This is a genomic window from Enterovibrio nigricans DSM 22720 (assembly GCF_900167155.1).
GTDB lineage: Bacteria > Pseudomonadota > Gammaproteobacteria > Enterobacterales > Vibrionaceae > Enterovibrio > Enterovibrio nigricans.
On record NZ_FUXU01000033.1, the window covers coordinates 33136 to 47892 of the forward strand.

Annotated in this window: 14 protein-coding genes; 4 read left to right on the forward strand and 10 right to left on the reverse strand. The window is 48.6% G+C overall.

Features of this window, described 5'->3' with window-relative positions; genetic code table 11:
• Positions 1-151 precede the first annotated feature (151 nt).
• Both B5D35_RS12890 and B5D35_RS12895 read left to right on the forward strand, forming a co-directional pair.
• Positions 152-523: a helix-turn-helix transcriptional regulator gene (locus B5D35_RS12890; protein ID WP_078752974.1), complete on the forward strand. Its 372-nt coding sequence runs from the start codon at positions 152-154 to the stop codon at positions 521-523.
• Between the two features lie 229 nt (positions 524-752).
• Positions 753-1139, forward strand: a complete 387-nt coding sequence (locus tag B5D35_RS12895) for a helix-turn-helix domain-containing protein (RefSeq protein WP_078752975.1) — start codon at positions 753-755, stop codon at positions 1137-1139.
• Positions 1140-1175: 36 nt separating this feature from the next.
• Here the strand turns inward: B5D35_RS12895 and ilvA are convergent, their stop codons facing one another.
• Genes ilvA through ilvG form a run of 5 tightly spaced genes read right to left on the reverse strand, consistent with a single transcriptional unit; the run spans position 1176 to position 7449 of the window.
• Complete coding sequence (gene ilvA / locus B5D35_RS12900; protein ID WP_078752976.1) at positions 1176-2732, reverse strand: threonine ammonia-lyase, biosynthetic; 1557 nt, start codon at positions 2730-2732, stop codon at positions 1176-1178.
• Positions 2733-2734: 2 nt separating this feature from the next.
• Entirely contained in the window at positions 2735-4576 is a 1842-nt protein-coding gene (ilvD, locus tag B5D35_RS12905; protein ID WP_078752977.1) for a dihydroxy-acid dehydratase, read from the reverse strand.
• A gap of 20 nt (positions 4577-4596) precedes the next feature.
• On the reverse strand, positions 4597-5532 hold the full coding sequence (locus B5D35_RS12910; protein ID WP_078752978.1) for a branched-chain amino acid transaminase: 936 nt from the start codon (positions 5530-5532) through the stop codon (positions 4597-4599).
• Positions 5533-5557: 25 nt separating this feature from the next.
• A complete protein-coding gene (gene ilvM, locus B5D35_RS12915) occupies positions 5558-5806 on the reverse strand; it encodes an acetolactate synthase 2 small subunit (RefSeq protein WP_078752979.1) in 249 nt (82 codons plus the stop codon).
• On the reverse strand, positions 5803-7449 hold the full coding sequence (gene ilvG / locus B5D35_RS12920) for an acetolactate synthase 2 catalytic subunit (protein WP_078752980.1): 1647 nt from the start codon (positions 7447-7449) through the stop codon (positions 5803-5805). Before ilvG ends, ilvM begins: the two co-directional genes overlap by 4 nt.
• 457 nt (positions 7450-7906) lie before the next feature.
• Between ilvG and B5D35_RS12925 the strand changes: the two genes are divergently transcribed.
• Both B5D35_RS12925 and B5D35_RS12930 read left to right on the forward strand, forming a co-directional pair.
• A complete protein-coding gene (locus B5D35_RS12925; RefSeq protein ID WP_078752981.1) occupies positions 7907-9451 on the forward strand; it encodes a YifB family Mg chelatase-like AAA ATPase in 1545 nt (514 codons plus the stop codon).
• 111 nt (positions 9452-9562) lie between these two features.
• Positions 9563-10489, forward strand: coding sequence for an acyltransferase (locus B5D35_RS12930; protein WP_170915177.1), 927 nt, complete (start codon positions 9563-9565; stop codon positions 10487-10489).
• Positions 10490-10525: 36 nt separating this feature from the next.
• On the opposite strand, the gene B5D35_RS12935 is transcribed toward B5D35_RS12930, so the two are convergent.
• The 5 genes from B5D35_RS12935 to B5D35_RS24325 all read right to left on the reverse strand — a co-directional run bounded on the left by B5D35_RS12935 (position 10526) and on the right by B5D35_RS24325 (position 14470).
• Positions 10526-11128: a thiol:disulfide interchange protein DsbA/DsbL gene (locus tag B5D35_RS12935; RefSeq protein WP_078752982.1), complete on the reverse strand. Its 603-nt coding sequence runs from the start codon at positions 11126-11128 to the stop codon at positions 10526-10528.
• A gap of 36 nt (positions 11129-11164) precedes the next feature.
• Positions 11165-12151 carry a serine/threonine protein kinase gene (locus tag B5D35_RS12940; RefSeq protein WP_078752983.1) on the reverse strand — a complete coding sequence of 329 codons (987 nt, stop codon included), beginning with the start codon at positions 12149-12151 and terminating at the stop codon, positions 11165-11167.
• Between the two features lie 116 nt (positions 12152-12267).
• Positions 12268-13695 (reverse strand): cytochrome c oxidase accessory protein CcoG, encoded by a 1428-nt coding sequence (gene ccoG, locus B5D35_RS12945; protein ID WP_078752984.1) that lies wholly within the window; start codon positions 13693-13695, stop codon positions 12268-12270.
• A 249-nt stretch (positions 13696-13944) separates the two neighbouring features.
• Positions 13945-14211 carry a YihD family protein gene (locus B5D35_RS12950; protein ID WP_078752985.1) on the reverse strand — a complete coding sequence of 89 codons (267 nt, stop codon included), beginning with the start codon at positions 14209-14211 and terminating at the stop codon, positions 13945-13947.
• Positions 14212-14296: 85 nt separating this feature from the next.
• On the reverse strand, positions 14297-14470 hold the full coding sequence (locus B5D35_RS24325) for a hypothetical protein (RefSeq protein WP_170915176.1): 174 nt from the start codon (positions 14468-14470) through the stop codon (positions 14297-14299).
• Positions 14471-14757: the final 287 nt, after the last annotated feature.

Sequence of the window (14757 nt, forward strand, 5' to 3'; positions counted from 1 at the left end):
GTCTAGAAAGACCAACAGTAAATTTTTGAATCTAATTAACTTATTGATTTTACTTTAAATAATATCTGTCTAAATAGTTGGCGCGTATTGTGCATATTATCGATAAAACAGCACAAGAATAATCAAAGCTGTAAGTCGTAGGGATTGAAGTATGATTGATTCAAAATCGCAAGTCGCAAAACGCATCAAAGAAGCTCGTGAGTGGAAGGGTATCACTCAGGTGAAAATGGCAAAGCTACTCGACGTCGCTCGCCAAACGTATTTAGATATCGAAACAGGCAAGACAGAGCCTCGTGTTCGTATGCTGTCTGAAATTGCCGAAATTACTGAGCGCCCATTGGTGTGGTTTGTTTACGGTGATGCTGATGTAGAACTGCATGATGTGCAGTACAAGCAGGATGTAAACCGCCTTCTTGAGCACTTCTCAAAATTGCCTCATGAAGCGCGTACAGCAATCTTGAATCAGAGTGTAAATATGGCTTCTTTTCTGGTGAATTATTCGAAACCAGCACAAAGTGGTTGAGCACTCACTTACTTGGCAGGCCAAGTATAGCCTTGCCTGCGAAAATGGGTATTGCACATTAACGTTGTCATATGGCTTAGGCAACACCAGCCTTAATTCACAATTCAATGACGCTTTGCATGTGAAGGCAACCACGCTGTGCATAATGCAGGATCTAGCAGTTAAGTGCGTTACGGGATCTGACTAAGGAAAGTTGGATATGTAACGACGAGTTGTGGGGCAATAAGCGATGTTGATTGTCAAAGCTCATGTTGCTCAGCGTATCCGTGAAGCGCGAGAATATCGCGATATAACTCAAGTAGAGATGGCCAAATACCTTAGTGTTGCGCGCCAAACTTATCTCGATATTGAATCGGGTAAGACGGAGCCCAAAGTGTCATCTCTGGTTCTGATCGCTGAAGTAACTGGTCGTCCGTTAAATTGGTTGTTATACGGCGAAAGCTCACAAAGTGACATCGCGTTTACACACCGAGAAGAGTTGAATCGATTGCTAACACTATTTAGCAGTCTTCCTCAATCGGCACGTGATCTCGTGATGGAGCAGGCGTTACTGTTTGCCGAATACATGGTGAACATGCCCGTCAAGCAAGAGCCAGATAAAAACGAAAATCTCTAGAAAAAAAGCCCAGCAAATTGCTGGGCTTTTTCTTTTTTAGGATTTGGCTAGAAAGAAGCGATAAGAGGGGTTATCCGTTTCATCTTTCCAGGAGTACCCCAACTCTCTGAGATGCGCCGTGAAAGAGAGCAGATCTTTTTCATCCAGCTCAAAACCACATAACACACGACCATAGTCCGCACCGTGGTTACGATAATTAAAAATACTGATGTTCCAGTGCGTACCTAATGTACTGAGAAAGCGTAACAGAGCACCTGGGTATTCAGGGAATTCAAAGCTGTAGAGACGCTCTTTCATTGCTTTAGTCGGGCGGCCACCAATCATATAGCGAATGTGTACCTTCGCCATTTCATCGTCAGACAAGTCAACAACCGGGTACCCGCCTTTACGTAGGTCAGTAATGATGCCGTCTAACTCTTCCTGACCGTTTAGTAAGCGCACACCAACAAAGATATTGGCCAGCGCATCATCGCTGTAGCGGTAATTAAATTCCGTCACCGCGCGACCGCCTAGAATTTTACAAAACTCCAAGAAGGCGCCCGTTTTTTCCGGAATAGTGACCGCCAGTAACCCCTCCCGCTTCTCACCTAACTCAGCTCGCTCAGAGACATACCTCAGGCTGTGGAAGTTGGTGTTGGCGCCAGAAAGGATAGCGGCAATTTGCTTTCCTTGGACTTGATGTACATCTACGTATTTTTTCAGCCCTGCGAGCGAAAGTGCACCGGCAGGTTCTGAAATAGCACGAGTGTCTTCAAAGATATCTTTGACCGCCGCGCAAATTTCATCGCTGGATACCGTAATAATATCGTCGAGGAGCGTCTGGCAGAGACGAAAAGATTCATCGCCAATTCGTTTGACTGCTACGCCATCAGCAAAAGTACCGACATTATCGAGCATCACTGGCTCACCCGCATCCAATGCGGCTTTTAAGCAGGCTGAATCTTCTGCTTCAACAGCAATCAGTTTCACGTGAGGCATCAACTGTTTGACGATAACCGCGACACCGGCGGCGATACCGCCACCGCCCACAGGCAGAAAGATATAATCGAGATGCCCGTTTTGCTGCAACATTTCCATACCGATCGTGCCTTGACCTGCGATCACTGAGGGATGATCAAACGGAGGTACAAAGGTATAGCCATGCTCATCGGCCAACTCGACCGCTTTGGACTTGGCTTCATCGAAATTATTTCCGTGTAGCACCACATTGCCACCAAAGCTACGCACTGCAGCGACTTTGATGTCGGGAGTGGTTCGCGGCATGACAATGGTCGCTTTAATGCCCAGTTTGCTGCCAGACAAAGTGACGCCTTGGGCGTGATTACCTGCAGACGCAGCAATCACGCCAGCTTTTTTCTGGGCATCGGTCAACTGAGCCATCATGTTATAGGCTCCGCGCAATTTGAACGAATGCACCGGCTGGCGATCTTCTCGCTTCAGTTGAATGGAATTGCCCAATCGCTGGGAAATTCGCGGCATGTCCTGTAATGGGGTGACTATCGCTACTTCATAAACAGGTGCACAAAGAATATCGCATAAGTAATCTGCATTACTGAGCGGTGCAGGTTCTCGTTGTTGGCGGGCCTGACTCATGATTATCCCTCCAGCTTGCTTTTGTCGCGCACCGCACCTTTATCGGCACTGGTAGCAAGGCTTGCGTACGCTTTAAGCGCTAAAGATACAACGCGTTCACGAGAAACGGGTTTCCAACCACGCGCGTCAGCGTCAGCGCGACGTGTCGCCAATTCAGCATCGTCCACTTCCAGCACAATCGAACGATTAGGAATGTCGATAGCAATGATGTCGCCTTGCTTCACCAAGCCGATGGCACCACCGCTTGCAGCTTCTGGTGAAACATGACCGATTGACAACCCACTGGTTCCGCCAGAGAAACGACCGTCAGTGATCAACGCACATGCTTTTCCTAGCCCCATGGATTTTAGATAGGTGGTTGGATACAGCATTTCTTGCATACCAGGACCGCCTTTCGGGCCTTCGTAACGAATCACAACCACTTCGCCCGCTTTTACTGCACCAGACAGAATGCCGTTAACCGCATCTTCTTGGGCTTCGAAGACATGAGCAGGGCCACGGAAGACGAGATTCTCTTCATCTACGCCCGCTGTTTTGACGATACAGCCGTCAACTGCGAGGTTGCCGCCAAGTACTGCAAGGCCGCCTTCTTGACTGAATGCATTTTCACGGGTACGGATACAACCGTTAACACGGTCATCATCGACAGTGTCCCAACGGCAGTCTTGTGAGAAAGCCTTGGTGGTGCGAATGCCGGCTGGACCCGCACGGAAGAAAGTTTTTACGTCTTCATCTTCGGTGACCATGATGTCGTATTGTGCAATGGTGTCACCCATGGTTTGGCCCAATACGGTTGGTACGTCAGTATTGAGCAGGTCAGCACGCGCCAATTCACCCAAAATCGCGATCACGCCGCCCGCACGGTGCACGTCTTCCATGTGATATTGCTGGGTTGACGGTGCCACTTTACAAAGGTGAGGAACGCGACGAGACATTCGGTCGATGTCCGCCATATCAAAATCAATTTCACCTTCTTGTGCGGCGGCAATAAGGTGAAGAACGGTGTTACTGGACCCGCCCATTGCGATGTCGAGTGCGGTGGCATTTTCAAATGCGGCACGGTTAGCGATGTTGCGAGGCAGTACAGAGGCATCGTCTTGCTCGTAGTAGCGTTTGGTTAACGCAACGATGCGTTGACCCGCTTTTAGGAACAATTGTTCGCGATCGGCGTGCGTTGCCAACATTGAGCCATTACCCGGTTGACTAAGGCCCAATGCTTCGGTCAGGCAGTTCATGGAGTTTGCGGTAAACATGCCTGAGCACGAACCACAGGTTGGACACGCTGAGCGTTCGATCTGCTCGCTTTGCTCGTCAGACACTTTTGGATCAGCGCCTTGGATCATGGCATCAACCAGATCCAATTTTAGGATCTGATCGGAAAGCTTAGTTTTACCCGCTTCCATTGGGCCGCCTGAAACAAAAATCACAGGAATGTTGATGCGCATGGCTGCCATCAGCATTCCTGGGGTGATTTTGTCACAGTTAGAGATACACACCATGGCATCAGCACAGTGTGCGTTGACCATATATTCCACCGAATCGGCAATCAGTTCACGCGATGGCAGGCTATAAAGCATACCGCCGTGACCCATCGCGATACCGTCATCCACGGCGATGGTGTTGAATTCCTTCGCGATACCGCCCGCTTGTTCGATTTCGCGAGCAACGAGTTGGCCCATGTCTTTTAGGTGAACGTGTCCCGGTACAAACTGGGTGAAGGAGTTCACCACGGCAATGATAGGTTTTCCGAAATCTTCATCTTTCACGCCAGTGGCGCGCCAAAGGGCACGGGCGCCGGCCATGTTACGGCCGTGAGTGGTGGTGGCTGAACGATACTTAGGCATTTCCTTGTCCTCTTTACAACTTACTTGGCTTCCGGAGAGACCGGATCGAGCCATCCCCACTTATCTTCTGTTTGGCCACTGAACAGGCCAAAAAATGCAGATTGTACTTTTTCGGTGATTGGGCCACGAGTGCCTTCGCCCACCGTGATTTGGTCAACGCTGCGAACCGGTACGATTTCTGCCGCAGTTCCCGTCATAAAGACTTCATCAGCGAGGTATAGCGCTTCGCGAGCAATGTTTTCCTCACGGACTTCATAACCCATGTCTCGTGCAAGGATCATGATGGAGTCACGGGTAATACCTGGCAAAATAGCGCTGGTGGCAGGCGGCGTTGAAATGACACCATTTTTCACCACAAAAAGGTTCTCGCCTGCGCCTTCTGAAAGGTAACCATCGACACTCAATGCGATACCTTCTGCATAGCCATGGCGACGCGCTTCTCCGCCCACCAGCAAGCTAGACAGGTAATTACCGCCCGCTTTGGCTGCTGTTGGAATGCTATTTGGCGCGGCGCGGTTCCAGCTTGAAATCATGGCATCAACACCATTTGCTAGCGCTTCTTCACCGAGGTAAGACCCCCAACTGAATGCCGCAATGATCAAGTCCATTTTGGTCTCAGGTGGTGGGCAAACACCTAGACCCACGTTGCCAATAAAGCCCAACGGGCGGATGTATGCAGAGCGTAAGTTATTGGCACGCAATGTTTCGCGGCACGCTTCCATCAGTTCATCAACGCTGTAAGGGATAGGAAAGCGGTATATTTTTGCGCTGTCTTTCAGACGTTGCATATGTTCTTGGTGACGGAAAACGATAGGGCCATTTGGCGTGTCATAACAACGAATACCTTCGAAGACAGACGTACCATAGTGCATGGCATGGGTCAGAACGTGTACGGTGGCATCCTGCCAAGGAATCAGTTCGCCGTTTGACCAGATAAAGTCCGCAGTGTTTGCCATTATTTTAATCCTTATAAGTAACGCATTACTGTTGTTCTTGAGGGAGCAGACTGACGTGTGAGACATCCCATAATTTGTCTAATTGATTCTGAAGATTGGATACCGGACGGTCGCTGTTTACCTCTAGGGTAATTTCGACGGTGTCACTGTTGTCTTTATGATGCATATCCAGACGAGTGAGGCGAAAGCCGCGGTGACGAACAATGCGAAGCAGACGCTCAAGCAATTCCGGCTTGTCGTCTGCATTGATAAGAAGCGTGTGAGATTGGCTCATGTTCTCTCCAACATATCCTGGTTGGCGGCACCGGGTGGAACCAGCGGCCATACGTTCTCTTCCTCTGAGATAGCAACATGCAGCATGTAGGCTGTGTCACTGGCCAGCATTGCCTCAAGGGCAGGCTGAACCTCGTCTTTACGGGTAATGGTCTTACCCGGTATATCAAACGCTTTTGCTAACGCAACAAAGTCTGGGTTATCCGATAAGTTGGTTTCACTGTAGCGTTTATTAAAAAACAGTTCTTGCCATTGGCGAACCATGCCGAGGCGCTGATTATCAAGCAGCACTATCTTCACGGGTATATTACGTCGTTTTAACGTGCCAAGCTCCTGAACGTTCATCATAAACGACCCGTCTCCCGAAACTAATACGACCTCGTCATCAGGACGCGCCATTTTTGCGCCCATGGCGGCGGGTAAACCAAAGCCCATGGTACCCAAACCTGCAGATGTCAGTAAATTTTCTGGTCGGCGAGGCTCCACATGCTGTGCTACCCACATTTGATGCTGACCAACATCTGTCGCGACGACAGTCGAATCCGGCATGGTGTCGGAAAGCTGTTTTAACAGCAGTGGTGCATAAATAGGATCGCCAGGATGGTCATAACGCCAGCCGAAGTTGGCTTTCATAGCAGTGATGTTTTCTTGCCACTCCACAATATCAGAAGGCTCACCGAGCTGCGGTAAAACGCTATTGAGTTCGCCGCGTAGTGCCACGTTAGCACGGCGCAGTTTGTTGAATTCGGCTGCATCGATGTCGATATGAACCACTTTTGCGTGTGGTGCAAAGGTATCGAGCTTTCCGGTCACACGGTCATCAAAGCGTGCACCGATCGCAATCAATAGATCGGATTGTTGTACAGCAAGGTTCGCCGCTTTGGTGCCGTGCATACCGAGCATGCCAAGGTAGTAGGGGTAATCTTTGTCGACCGAACCTAATCCTTTCAGCGTGCTGGTTGCCGGAATTTGGTGGTGTGTCAGGAATTGACGCAATGTATCAGTGGCATGACCGAGTTGAACGCCGCCTCCCACGTAAACGATGGGTTTCTTAGCCTGAGCGATCAGTGTATTCGCTTCTTGCAAAACAGACGGAGAAATCTCAGGCATTGCGGGCAGCGGTAGGACTGGAACTTCAACGTTATCAAGCTGCGCCAACTGCACATCTTTTGCGATATCAACAAGAACGGGGCCTGGGCGGCCTTCTTTAGCGACAACAAATGCCTCTGCCAACGTAGAGGCTAAATCACGGGTATCAGTTACCAAGAAACTGTGTTTGGTACATGCAAGGGAAAGCCCTAGAACGTCTACTTCCTGAAAGGCGTCAGTACCGATAAGTGGGCTGGCAACTTGACCAGTGATCGCAACAATGGGCACGGAGTCCATCATCGCATCAGCAAGGCCTGTTATGAGGTTAGTTGCCCCAGGCCCTGACGTGGCTAGGCACACACCAACACCGCCTGTGGAGCGGGCGTAGCCGATAGCAGCCATAGCAGCGCCTTGCTCATGACGACAAAGCACATGGTCAACACCACCGTCATACAAGGCATCATAAACGGGCATGATGGCGCCACCAGGATAGCCAAAAATTGTTGTTACGCCTTGCTGCTGTAACGCGCTAACAACCAGTTGTGCACCTGTCATTTTAACCTCCCGGCGTTATGTTGTGGGGAGGTATGTGTCTGCTCTGCTTCCTTAAAAGGTTCCATGCCGCGTTATCCTTTTGCGTTTTTACAACCGTCGGTCCATATGTGAAAAAAGCCCCCGAACCTTTCGATGCGGGGGCTGGTTGCGATGTTTGTTTGCTATTTTCGAACCGTCGCTGCCCCTCGCGGTAGTAGCACCACGATAATTGAAATAATAATGACTAGAGCGCGATTCAATTTATTCATTTTTGATTCATTCTTCGCCGTATGTGTCGGCTGTGTATGATTATGTCAATGTTTGTTTGCATACATGTTTTCCGCTCATAATGGTATCACAGACCTTTGTCGCATGACAAGAAAAAATTGTGCGGTTTTTCCAAATTCTGCTTAAAGATGCAGTAATACTTAATATTGGAATATTTAAGTTATTGATAATTAGATATTTAGTTGAATTTATGAATTTAGCCATTATTCACAGTCGTGCTTGCGTTGGTGTAAGTGCTCCTTCCGTTACCGTTGAGGTTCATATCAGTAATGGTTTACCGGGTTTTAACTTAGTTGGCCTAGCGGAAACGACTGTCAAAGAAGCCAGAGATCGCGTTCGCAGCGCCATCGTTAATTCGGGGTATGAGTTTCCTGCTCGTCGGATCACGGTCAACCTCGCACCCGCCGATCTGCCTAAAGAGGGCGGACGATTTGATCTACCCATTGCGCTCGGCATTCTTGCCGCATCGGGACAAATCCCGATGACGCGTCTCGAAGGGCATGAATTTGTCGGTGAGTTGGCACTGTCAGGCCAACTTCGTGGTGTAAAAGGTGCGCTTCCTGCGGGTGTTGCGTCACGAGAAGCTGATAGGCAACTGATTGTCCCTGATGATAACGGCGGGCAAGTGGCGTTAGTGGGACGAGATCGACATCTTTCTGCGCCTGATCTTATCAGTGTTTGCCGTCACCTTGGTGGTCAGGGGAGTCTGGATCTTAAAGAGCCTGAACGTGAGGACAGTGCTGATGTACCGTCTCCCCGATGTCTGCAAGACATTATTGGTCAGCAACAAGGGAAGCGTGCATTAGAAATAGCCGCGGCGGGATCTCACAACCTACTGTTTTTAGGGCCGCCGGGGACGGGGAAAACCATGCTCGCCTCGCGAATGGCTGATTTGCTTCCTCCCATGAGTGACAAGGAAGCGTTAGAGACGGCAGCCGTGACGTCACTGACTGAAAAACCGCTGCATGAAGGAAACTGGCGTCAGCGGCCGTATCGCACGCCGCACCATTCAAGCTCTATGGCGGCTTTGGTGGGCGGTGGCTCAATCCCCAAGCCGGGAGAGATCTCACTGGCACACAATGGATTGTTGTTTCTCGATGAAATGCTAGAGTTCGAACGCAAAGTGTTGGATTCACTGCGTGAGCCGTTGGAATCCGGTGAGGTGGTTATTTCTAGAGCCAACGGGAAAACGCGTTTTCCTGCGCGTTTTCAACTTATCGGCGCATTGAATCCAAGCCCTACAGGCCATTATGAAGGGCAGTTGGCACGCTCAAACCCGCAAGCTACCTTGCGTTATCTCAGTCGTTTGTCGGGCCCTTTTCTTGACCGGTTCGACTTATCGATTGAAATTCCGGCTTTGCCACGAGGCACGCTCACTGAGGGCGGTGATCGCGGTGATCGCGGTGATCGCGGTGAGCCGACGGCGGTGGTGAAAGTGCGGGTGGATAATGCCAGAGCAGTAATGCTGGCGCGAGCTGGAAAGGTAAACGCTCAATTATCTAGTCGAGAAATCGACAAATACTGTCCGCTGGCGTGCGAAGATGCCGATTTTTTGGAAACCGCGTTACATCGACTTGGGCTTTCCATTCGTGCCTACCATCGCATTATCAAAGTGGCGCGAACCATTGCTGATTTAGCGGGGGAGAAAGATATTTGTCGTGGACATCTCGCGGAAGCATTGGGGTATCGTTCGATGGACCGATTGTTGAAACAGTTGACGGCCTTGGCCAGCTAGTCTCATTCGCTTTTTTTGGCACTGATTTGACCACTGGTAACTGAATAGTGTTTTTTATTTGTCCAGCGTATTATTACGGCCTCTTAACAATATCTAATACGACGCGCTGGGATTCTGTTTTTGCTGTTACTTGTTCTAAACTCTGTGCTGGTTTGCATTAACACTGCGTTTTGGTCAGTGCTAATTTGCTGCTTTGCGCTTTTGAAACTGCTCATGTCGATCCCGGCTTGGCAGCGTTCTGTATCCAAAGTATGTAATGGCTTTATGTGGGCGTGGGCGACACTAAACCACAAGCTTTTAATGCTGACATCGAACGTGGAATGGGACGTAGAAGGCGGAGAGAATCTCGACAAGAACGGTTGGTACTTGTTGATTGCCAATCACCTCAGTTGGACCGATATCGTGGTGGTTTTCTCTGTGTTTAGAAACAGCATCCCCATGGTGAAGTTTTTCCTCAAACAACAGCTTTTGTACGTCCCTTTTTTGGGGTTAGCCTGTTGGGCGGTGGACATGCCGTTTATGAAGCGCTATTCGCGTCAGTACCTTCTCAAGCACCCAGAAAAGCGTGGCAGTGATTTGGAAACGACTCGAAAGTCTTGTGCCCGTTTTCGTCACACTCCAACGACAGTGGTGAATTTTGTCGAAGGCACGCGCTTTACTGAAGGAAAACAAAAACACACACGCTCTCCTTATCAACACCTGCTGACACCGAAAACCGGTGGCATTGCGTATACCCTAGGTGCAATGGGCGAGCAGTTTGATGCCATTATCAACGTGACCTTGGCATATCCAGACAACAGGACGTTGCCATTTAAAGACCTGCTGTCAGGTCGTATGAAGAAAGTGGTTGTTCGTATCCATACACTGCCTGTCGATGACTCAGTGACGGGAGATTACTTTAATGACAAAACATTTAAACGTAATTTCCATCAGTGGTTAACGTTAATCTGGGAAGACAAAGATCGTGAACTGGAAGGGATATACAAAGAAAGTCCCGCTCAAACAACGGATAACATTCCGGAACGGCACACTGTTTAAATAAAAAAAGGCCTGTCGGCCTTTTTTGTTTTTCACTTATTGCGTTAGCAGGTAATTTACCAGCTCGAAGTACTCTTCTGTGCTGTTGATGGTGGTTGGCGTCACGTGGTAGCGGCCGTTAACGATCAGGGCTGGTACACCACGAAGACCTGATTCTTGGAACGCCTTATCAAAGCGGTTTGCCATCGCGTTCACAGCAAAGCTGTTATAGGTGCCATCGAACTTCTTCGCATCAATGCCTTCATCGACAAAGATCTGACGGATTTCTTCTTCGTTACGCGGTGGCTTGTTCAACACATGAATGCGGTTGAAAATGACAGGTGCAATTTTGTCTTCCACACCCAGCATCTCTGCGGTGGCATACGCTTTGCTCAGCGCTTTACCCATGTTACCGCCCATAAAAGAAACATGGTTCTTATTGAAGGGTACGTTTTCTGGGATTTGTTTTTTCAGTTCTGTCATCAAGCCTTGGCTGCGAAAACAGTGCGGGCAATAAAATGAGAAGAACTCAGTGATGGTTGGGGATTCTGACTTTGGCAAATCCAGAACCTGGTAATCTTCGCCTGCATTGAAACGTGCAGCTTGCGCAGAAAATGCCAGCATGGCAGCTGCGGCGACAGCGAACAGTTTTTTCAACATAACTTCCTTTCTCCCTGATTGTAATAGTTATTCAGTTTACCATTGAGGTGTCAGCGTCAGAGCTGGCTCTTCAAGTGCGGCTATTTGTTCTTTAAAAGCAAGAACCTGACCCTCCCAGTATTTTGCCTCAGCAAACCATGGGAATGCACGAGGAAATGCGGGATCTTGCCAGCGCTTTGCCAACCACGCCATGTAGTGCACCATTCTGAGACCGCGAAGTGGCTCGATAAGTTGCAACTGTTGGTGAGGAAACTCGTAAAATTCTGAATAGGCTTCTGCAATGGTATCCAGCTGTGCGATCTGGTCGGCACGGTCACCGTTTAGCAGCATCCAGATGTCTTGGATGGCTGGGCCATTTCTTGCGTCGTCCAAATCCACAAACATCGGACCGTCACGCCACAAAATATTACTTGGGTGGCAATCGCCATGAAGGCGAATAGATTGCCAGTTCTCCTGCCAACGTGATGATAATTCGGCGATCAGTCGGTCGAGATCAGAAAAGAAGGCCGTCTCCAAATGGTGCGGAATGAAGCTGCTATTTTCCAGTGCGTTACGAGGCTGAACCAGGAATTCATCCAGCCCAATCGTCGGGCGCTCTTTAAATGTTTTGCTTGCGCCTAATTTATGGATACGACCGAGGAAACGCCCGACCATTTCCAACTGATCCCAATTGTCCACTTCAAAGGTTCTGCCTCCGACACTTGGGAACACGGCAAAGCGGTAGCCATCATGCTCAAACAGACTTTCACCGTTAATCTGAATTGGGGCGGCTACCGGGATGTCGGCTTGCTCCAAATCGAAGGCAAATTGATGCTCTTCGAGAATTTGGGCATTGCTCCAACGTAGCGGACGATAGAACTTGGTCACGAAACGACGACGTTCTTCATCCTGAAACTGGTAAACACGGTTTTCATAGCTGTTTAGGGGTAATAAACCCGATTCTGGGCGAATACCTACCGACTCCAATGCGTTGATCAGCGTGTCCGGTGTTAAGTGCTCAAAGGAAAACTGGGCGTCACTCATTATGCAAATTCATAGCGGAATGTTGGTAAGGATGGTAACAGAGAAATAGCGTCAGCGTGCTGTGGTGAAAAGAAAAAGGTGCCAATGGCACCTTTTTAGATCGCGTAAATATACCGTTATAGTTTGCTGATAAATCGGCTTTCCGTTTCCACCCTCTTCTTGTCGTCGCCAGAGTGACGTTCAAGTACAAAGGTGATATCTGCAATCGGTTTATCGAGTTCAAAGGGGTCGACCCCCAAGCTGATGGGAAGAGTGAAAATCTCACCGGCACTTAAGGTCACTTCTCTTTTTCCATACCACTCAACGCCATTCAGGCCGGAGACCGATAAGGAATAGGTTTCTGGTTGCTGGGTCTTGTTCAGTATTTTAAGTGTATAGGTGTTTTCAACAAGGCCATCGCTGTTGGTTTTAAAGAGCTGCGTACGGTCTCTCATGACATCTAAACGCATTGGTTGTACTTGCGAAAACAGGAGGAAAAACAGCCCAAACATCGCGACCATCACGATGCCATACCCAATCAGCTTTGGCCGCACCACATCGACTTTGTGACCGTCGAGTTTGTGTTCTGTGGTGTAGCTGATAAGCCCCTTTTTGTAGTCCATTTTTGTCATGGTCTCATCACAGGCATCAATACAGGCACCACAGTTAATACATTCGTACTGCAATCCGTCACGAATATCGATGCCCGTTGGACAAACTTGAACACATAAGTTGCAGTCGATGCAATCACCCAGTCCGAGTTCTTTCGGGTCTTTCTTTCGTGAGCGCGGACCTCGTGTTTCACCACGCGCACTGTCATAGCCGACGATAAAGGTGTCCTTGTCAAACATGGCCGATTGAAAGCGTGCATAAGGACACATGTGAATACACATGATAGAGCGCATCCAGCCAGAATTTCCGTAAGTACAGACACTGAAAAAGAGCACCCAGAAAGCCACCCAGAAACTGGCGTTGAAGGTAAAGAAATCGATAAACAGTGATTTTACCGGGACGAAATACCCGACGAAGGTGAGCCCTGTCAGTAATGCGACGGCGAACCAACAAATATGCTTGGCGGCTTTGCGCAGCAGTAAATCTTTAGTTAATGGTAAGGAGTCTTGCTTTCTCCGCTTGTTGGCTGCGCCTTCGAATTTTTCTTCAAACCAGATGTAGATAAACGTCCAGACAGTTTGCGGACACAAGTAACCACACCAGACACGACCAAGAAACGTGGTGATAAAGAACAAGCCAAAGGCAGCGATCATCAGCAGTGTGGCGAGCAAGGTAAGATCTTGAGGCCAGAGTGTTGTACCGAAAAAGTTAAACTGCTGTTTGCCTATATCAATCAAGATAGCTTGTCTGTCGCCATAAGGGATCCAAGGCGTCAGTAGAAACAGCAGCATGAAGAACCAACCCATCTTCCGCCGCAATTGCTGGTAAACGCCGCTCATTGCTCGGACATAAATACGGTTACTGGGGTTAAATCTATCGCCGCTGCCTTTGTGCGTTTTTGGGTTGTATTCTTTTGGGGTAACGTCTTTAACGTCGATTTTATCCTTGCTCATGACACCTGCATTCCTTGGGTCAAAAGGGTGATATACCCTTTATTCACAGAGGCATAGTCTGTGATTAATTTATATATTGTTTGTTAATAATAGTCGCCAGATTATACCGCAGTCATAGTATGGAATTCTGTGCGTGTCGTGGGAAAATAGTCGGGGTGTGGTGGGCGTAGCGAGTAACAGATAATTGTTTTGAAATAAAAAAGCGAAACCCAAAAGCTTCGCTTAACTGTTCTGCTTAATCAGTGTGTTTTAGCTGATAATGCCACGTGCACGTAGGATGGCAGTTTTGAAGTCATTCTCACAGTCTTTTGCCAGACCTGGGATCATGGCGTCTTTTTCACTGTTTCGCATTTTCAGGTGGTAGATCAGTACGTCGTCTGTCAGATCTTCAAGCTTACCTTCGTAGCCAGCTTCACCAGCCAATTTGCTGAGCATTTCCATCAGGTTGAGATCGGGCTCTTTTTGCCACTCAGGGTGTAAAAGCTCTATCAGTTCATTAACGCGATGACATTTCATTGAAGACTCCAATTTTGGCCGATAGCCTTAGTTTTTATATGATTTATCCGCGTACATTATCAGATTCTGTCATACGAGACCAAGCTTACGCCGCTTCACCTTCAGGTGGCGGAGTGTTTAGTGCTGCTGGACGAATCAGAGTCAAATCTGGCGTAGTATCTTGTACTGTTTTTGCTTTAAAACGAGGTGCAAAAGAGGTTGCACGCATACGAGCGGGTGTACGGGTAACGCGAATAGGACGAACAGTTATTGGGCGCATTTTGGGTTCTCATTCATTGCGCATCCATGACAGTTATCTAAAGCAGAGTGGCGTCAGGGGTTCCAATGGCGTCTAGCCTAGCTGCGTTTTCACTCTGGGAACATATAATTCGCGCGGAGTATAAACAAATTAAACTGATGAAAAAAGCACCAATCGAAAAATAAATTCAGGCGACTTATCGCCGCCCGTTTTTTATGCTTATGCGGGCTTTGTTGCTTAAATCGATGGAACTAAATCTAGAAGCTACGATCTGATCGGCTACACCCATCAATCGTCGTAGTCTCATG

Bases quoted from the DNA above. Each gene is read 5' to 3' on its own strand.
- B5D35_RS12895 (WP_078752975.1), top strand. From the start codon at position 753: ATGTTGATTGTCAAAGCTCATGTTGCTCAGCGTATCCGTGAAGCGCGA.
- B5D35_RS12940 (WP_078752983.1), bottom strand. From the start codon at position 12,151: ATGAGTGACGCCCAGTTTTCCTTTGAGCACTTAACACCGGACACGCTG.
- B5D35_RS12950 (WP_078752985.1), bottom strand. From the start codon at position 14,211: ATGAAATGTCATCGCGTTAATGAACTGATAGAGCTTTTACACCCTGAG.
- ilvA (WP_078752976.1), bottom strand. From the start codon at position 2,732: ATGAGTCAGGCCCGCCAACAACGAGAACCTGCACCGCTCAGTAATGCA.
- ilvD (WP_078752977.1), bottom strand. From the start codon at position 4,576: ATGCCTAAGTATCGTTCAGCCACCACCACTCACGGCCGTAACATGGCC.
- B5D35_RS12935 (WP_078752982.1), bottom strand. From the start codon at position 11,128: ATGTTGAAAAAACTGTTCGCTGTCGCCGCAGCTGCCATGCTGGCATTT.
- B5D35_RS24325 (WP_170915176.1), bottom strand. From the start codon at position 14,470: ATGCGCCCAATAACTGTTCGTCCTATTCGCGTTACCCGTACACCCGCT.
- B5D35_RS12925 (WP_078752981.1), top strand. From the start codon at position 7,907: ATGAATTTAGCCATTATTCACAGTCGTGCTTGCGTTGGTGTAAGTGCT.
- B5D35_RS12890 (WP_078752974.1), top strand. From the start codon at position 152: ATGATTGATTCAAAATCGCAAGTCGCAAAACGCATCAAAGAAGCTCGT.
- ilvG (WP_078752980.1), bottom strand. From the start codon at position 7,449: ATGACAGGTGCACAACTGGTTGTTAGCGCGTTACAGCAGCAAGGCGTA.
- B5D35_RS12910 (WP_078752978.1), bottom strand. From the start codon at position 5,532: ATGGCAAACACTGCGGACTTTATCTGGTCAAACGGCGAACTGATTCCT.
- ilvM (WP_078752979.1), bottom strand. From the start codon at position 5,806: ATGAGCCAATCTCACACGCTTCTTATCAATGCAGACGACAAGCCGGAA.
- ccoG (WP_078752984.1), bottom strand. From the start codon at position 13,695: ATGAGCAAGGATAAAATCGACGTTAAAGACGTTACCCCAAAAGAATAC.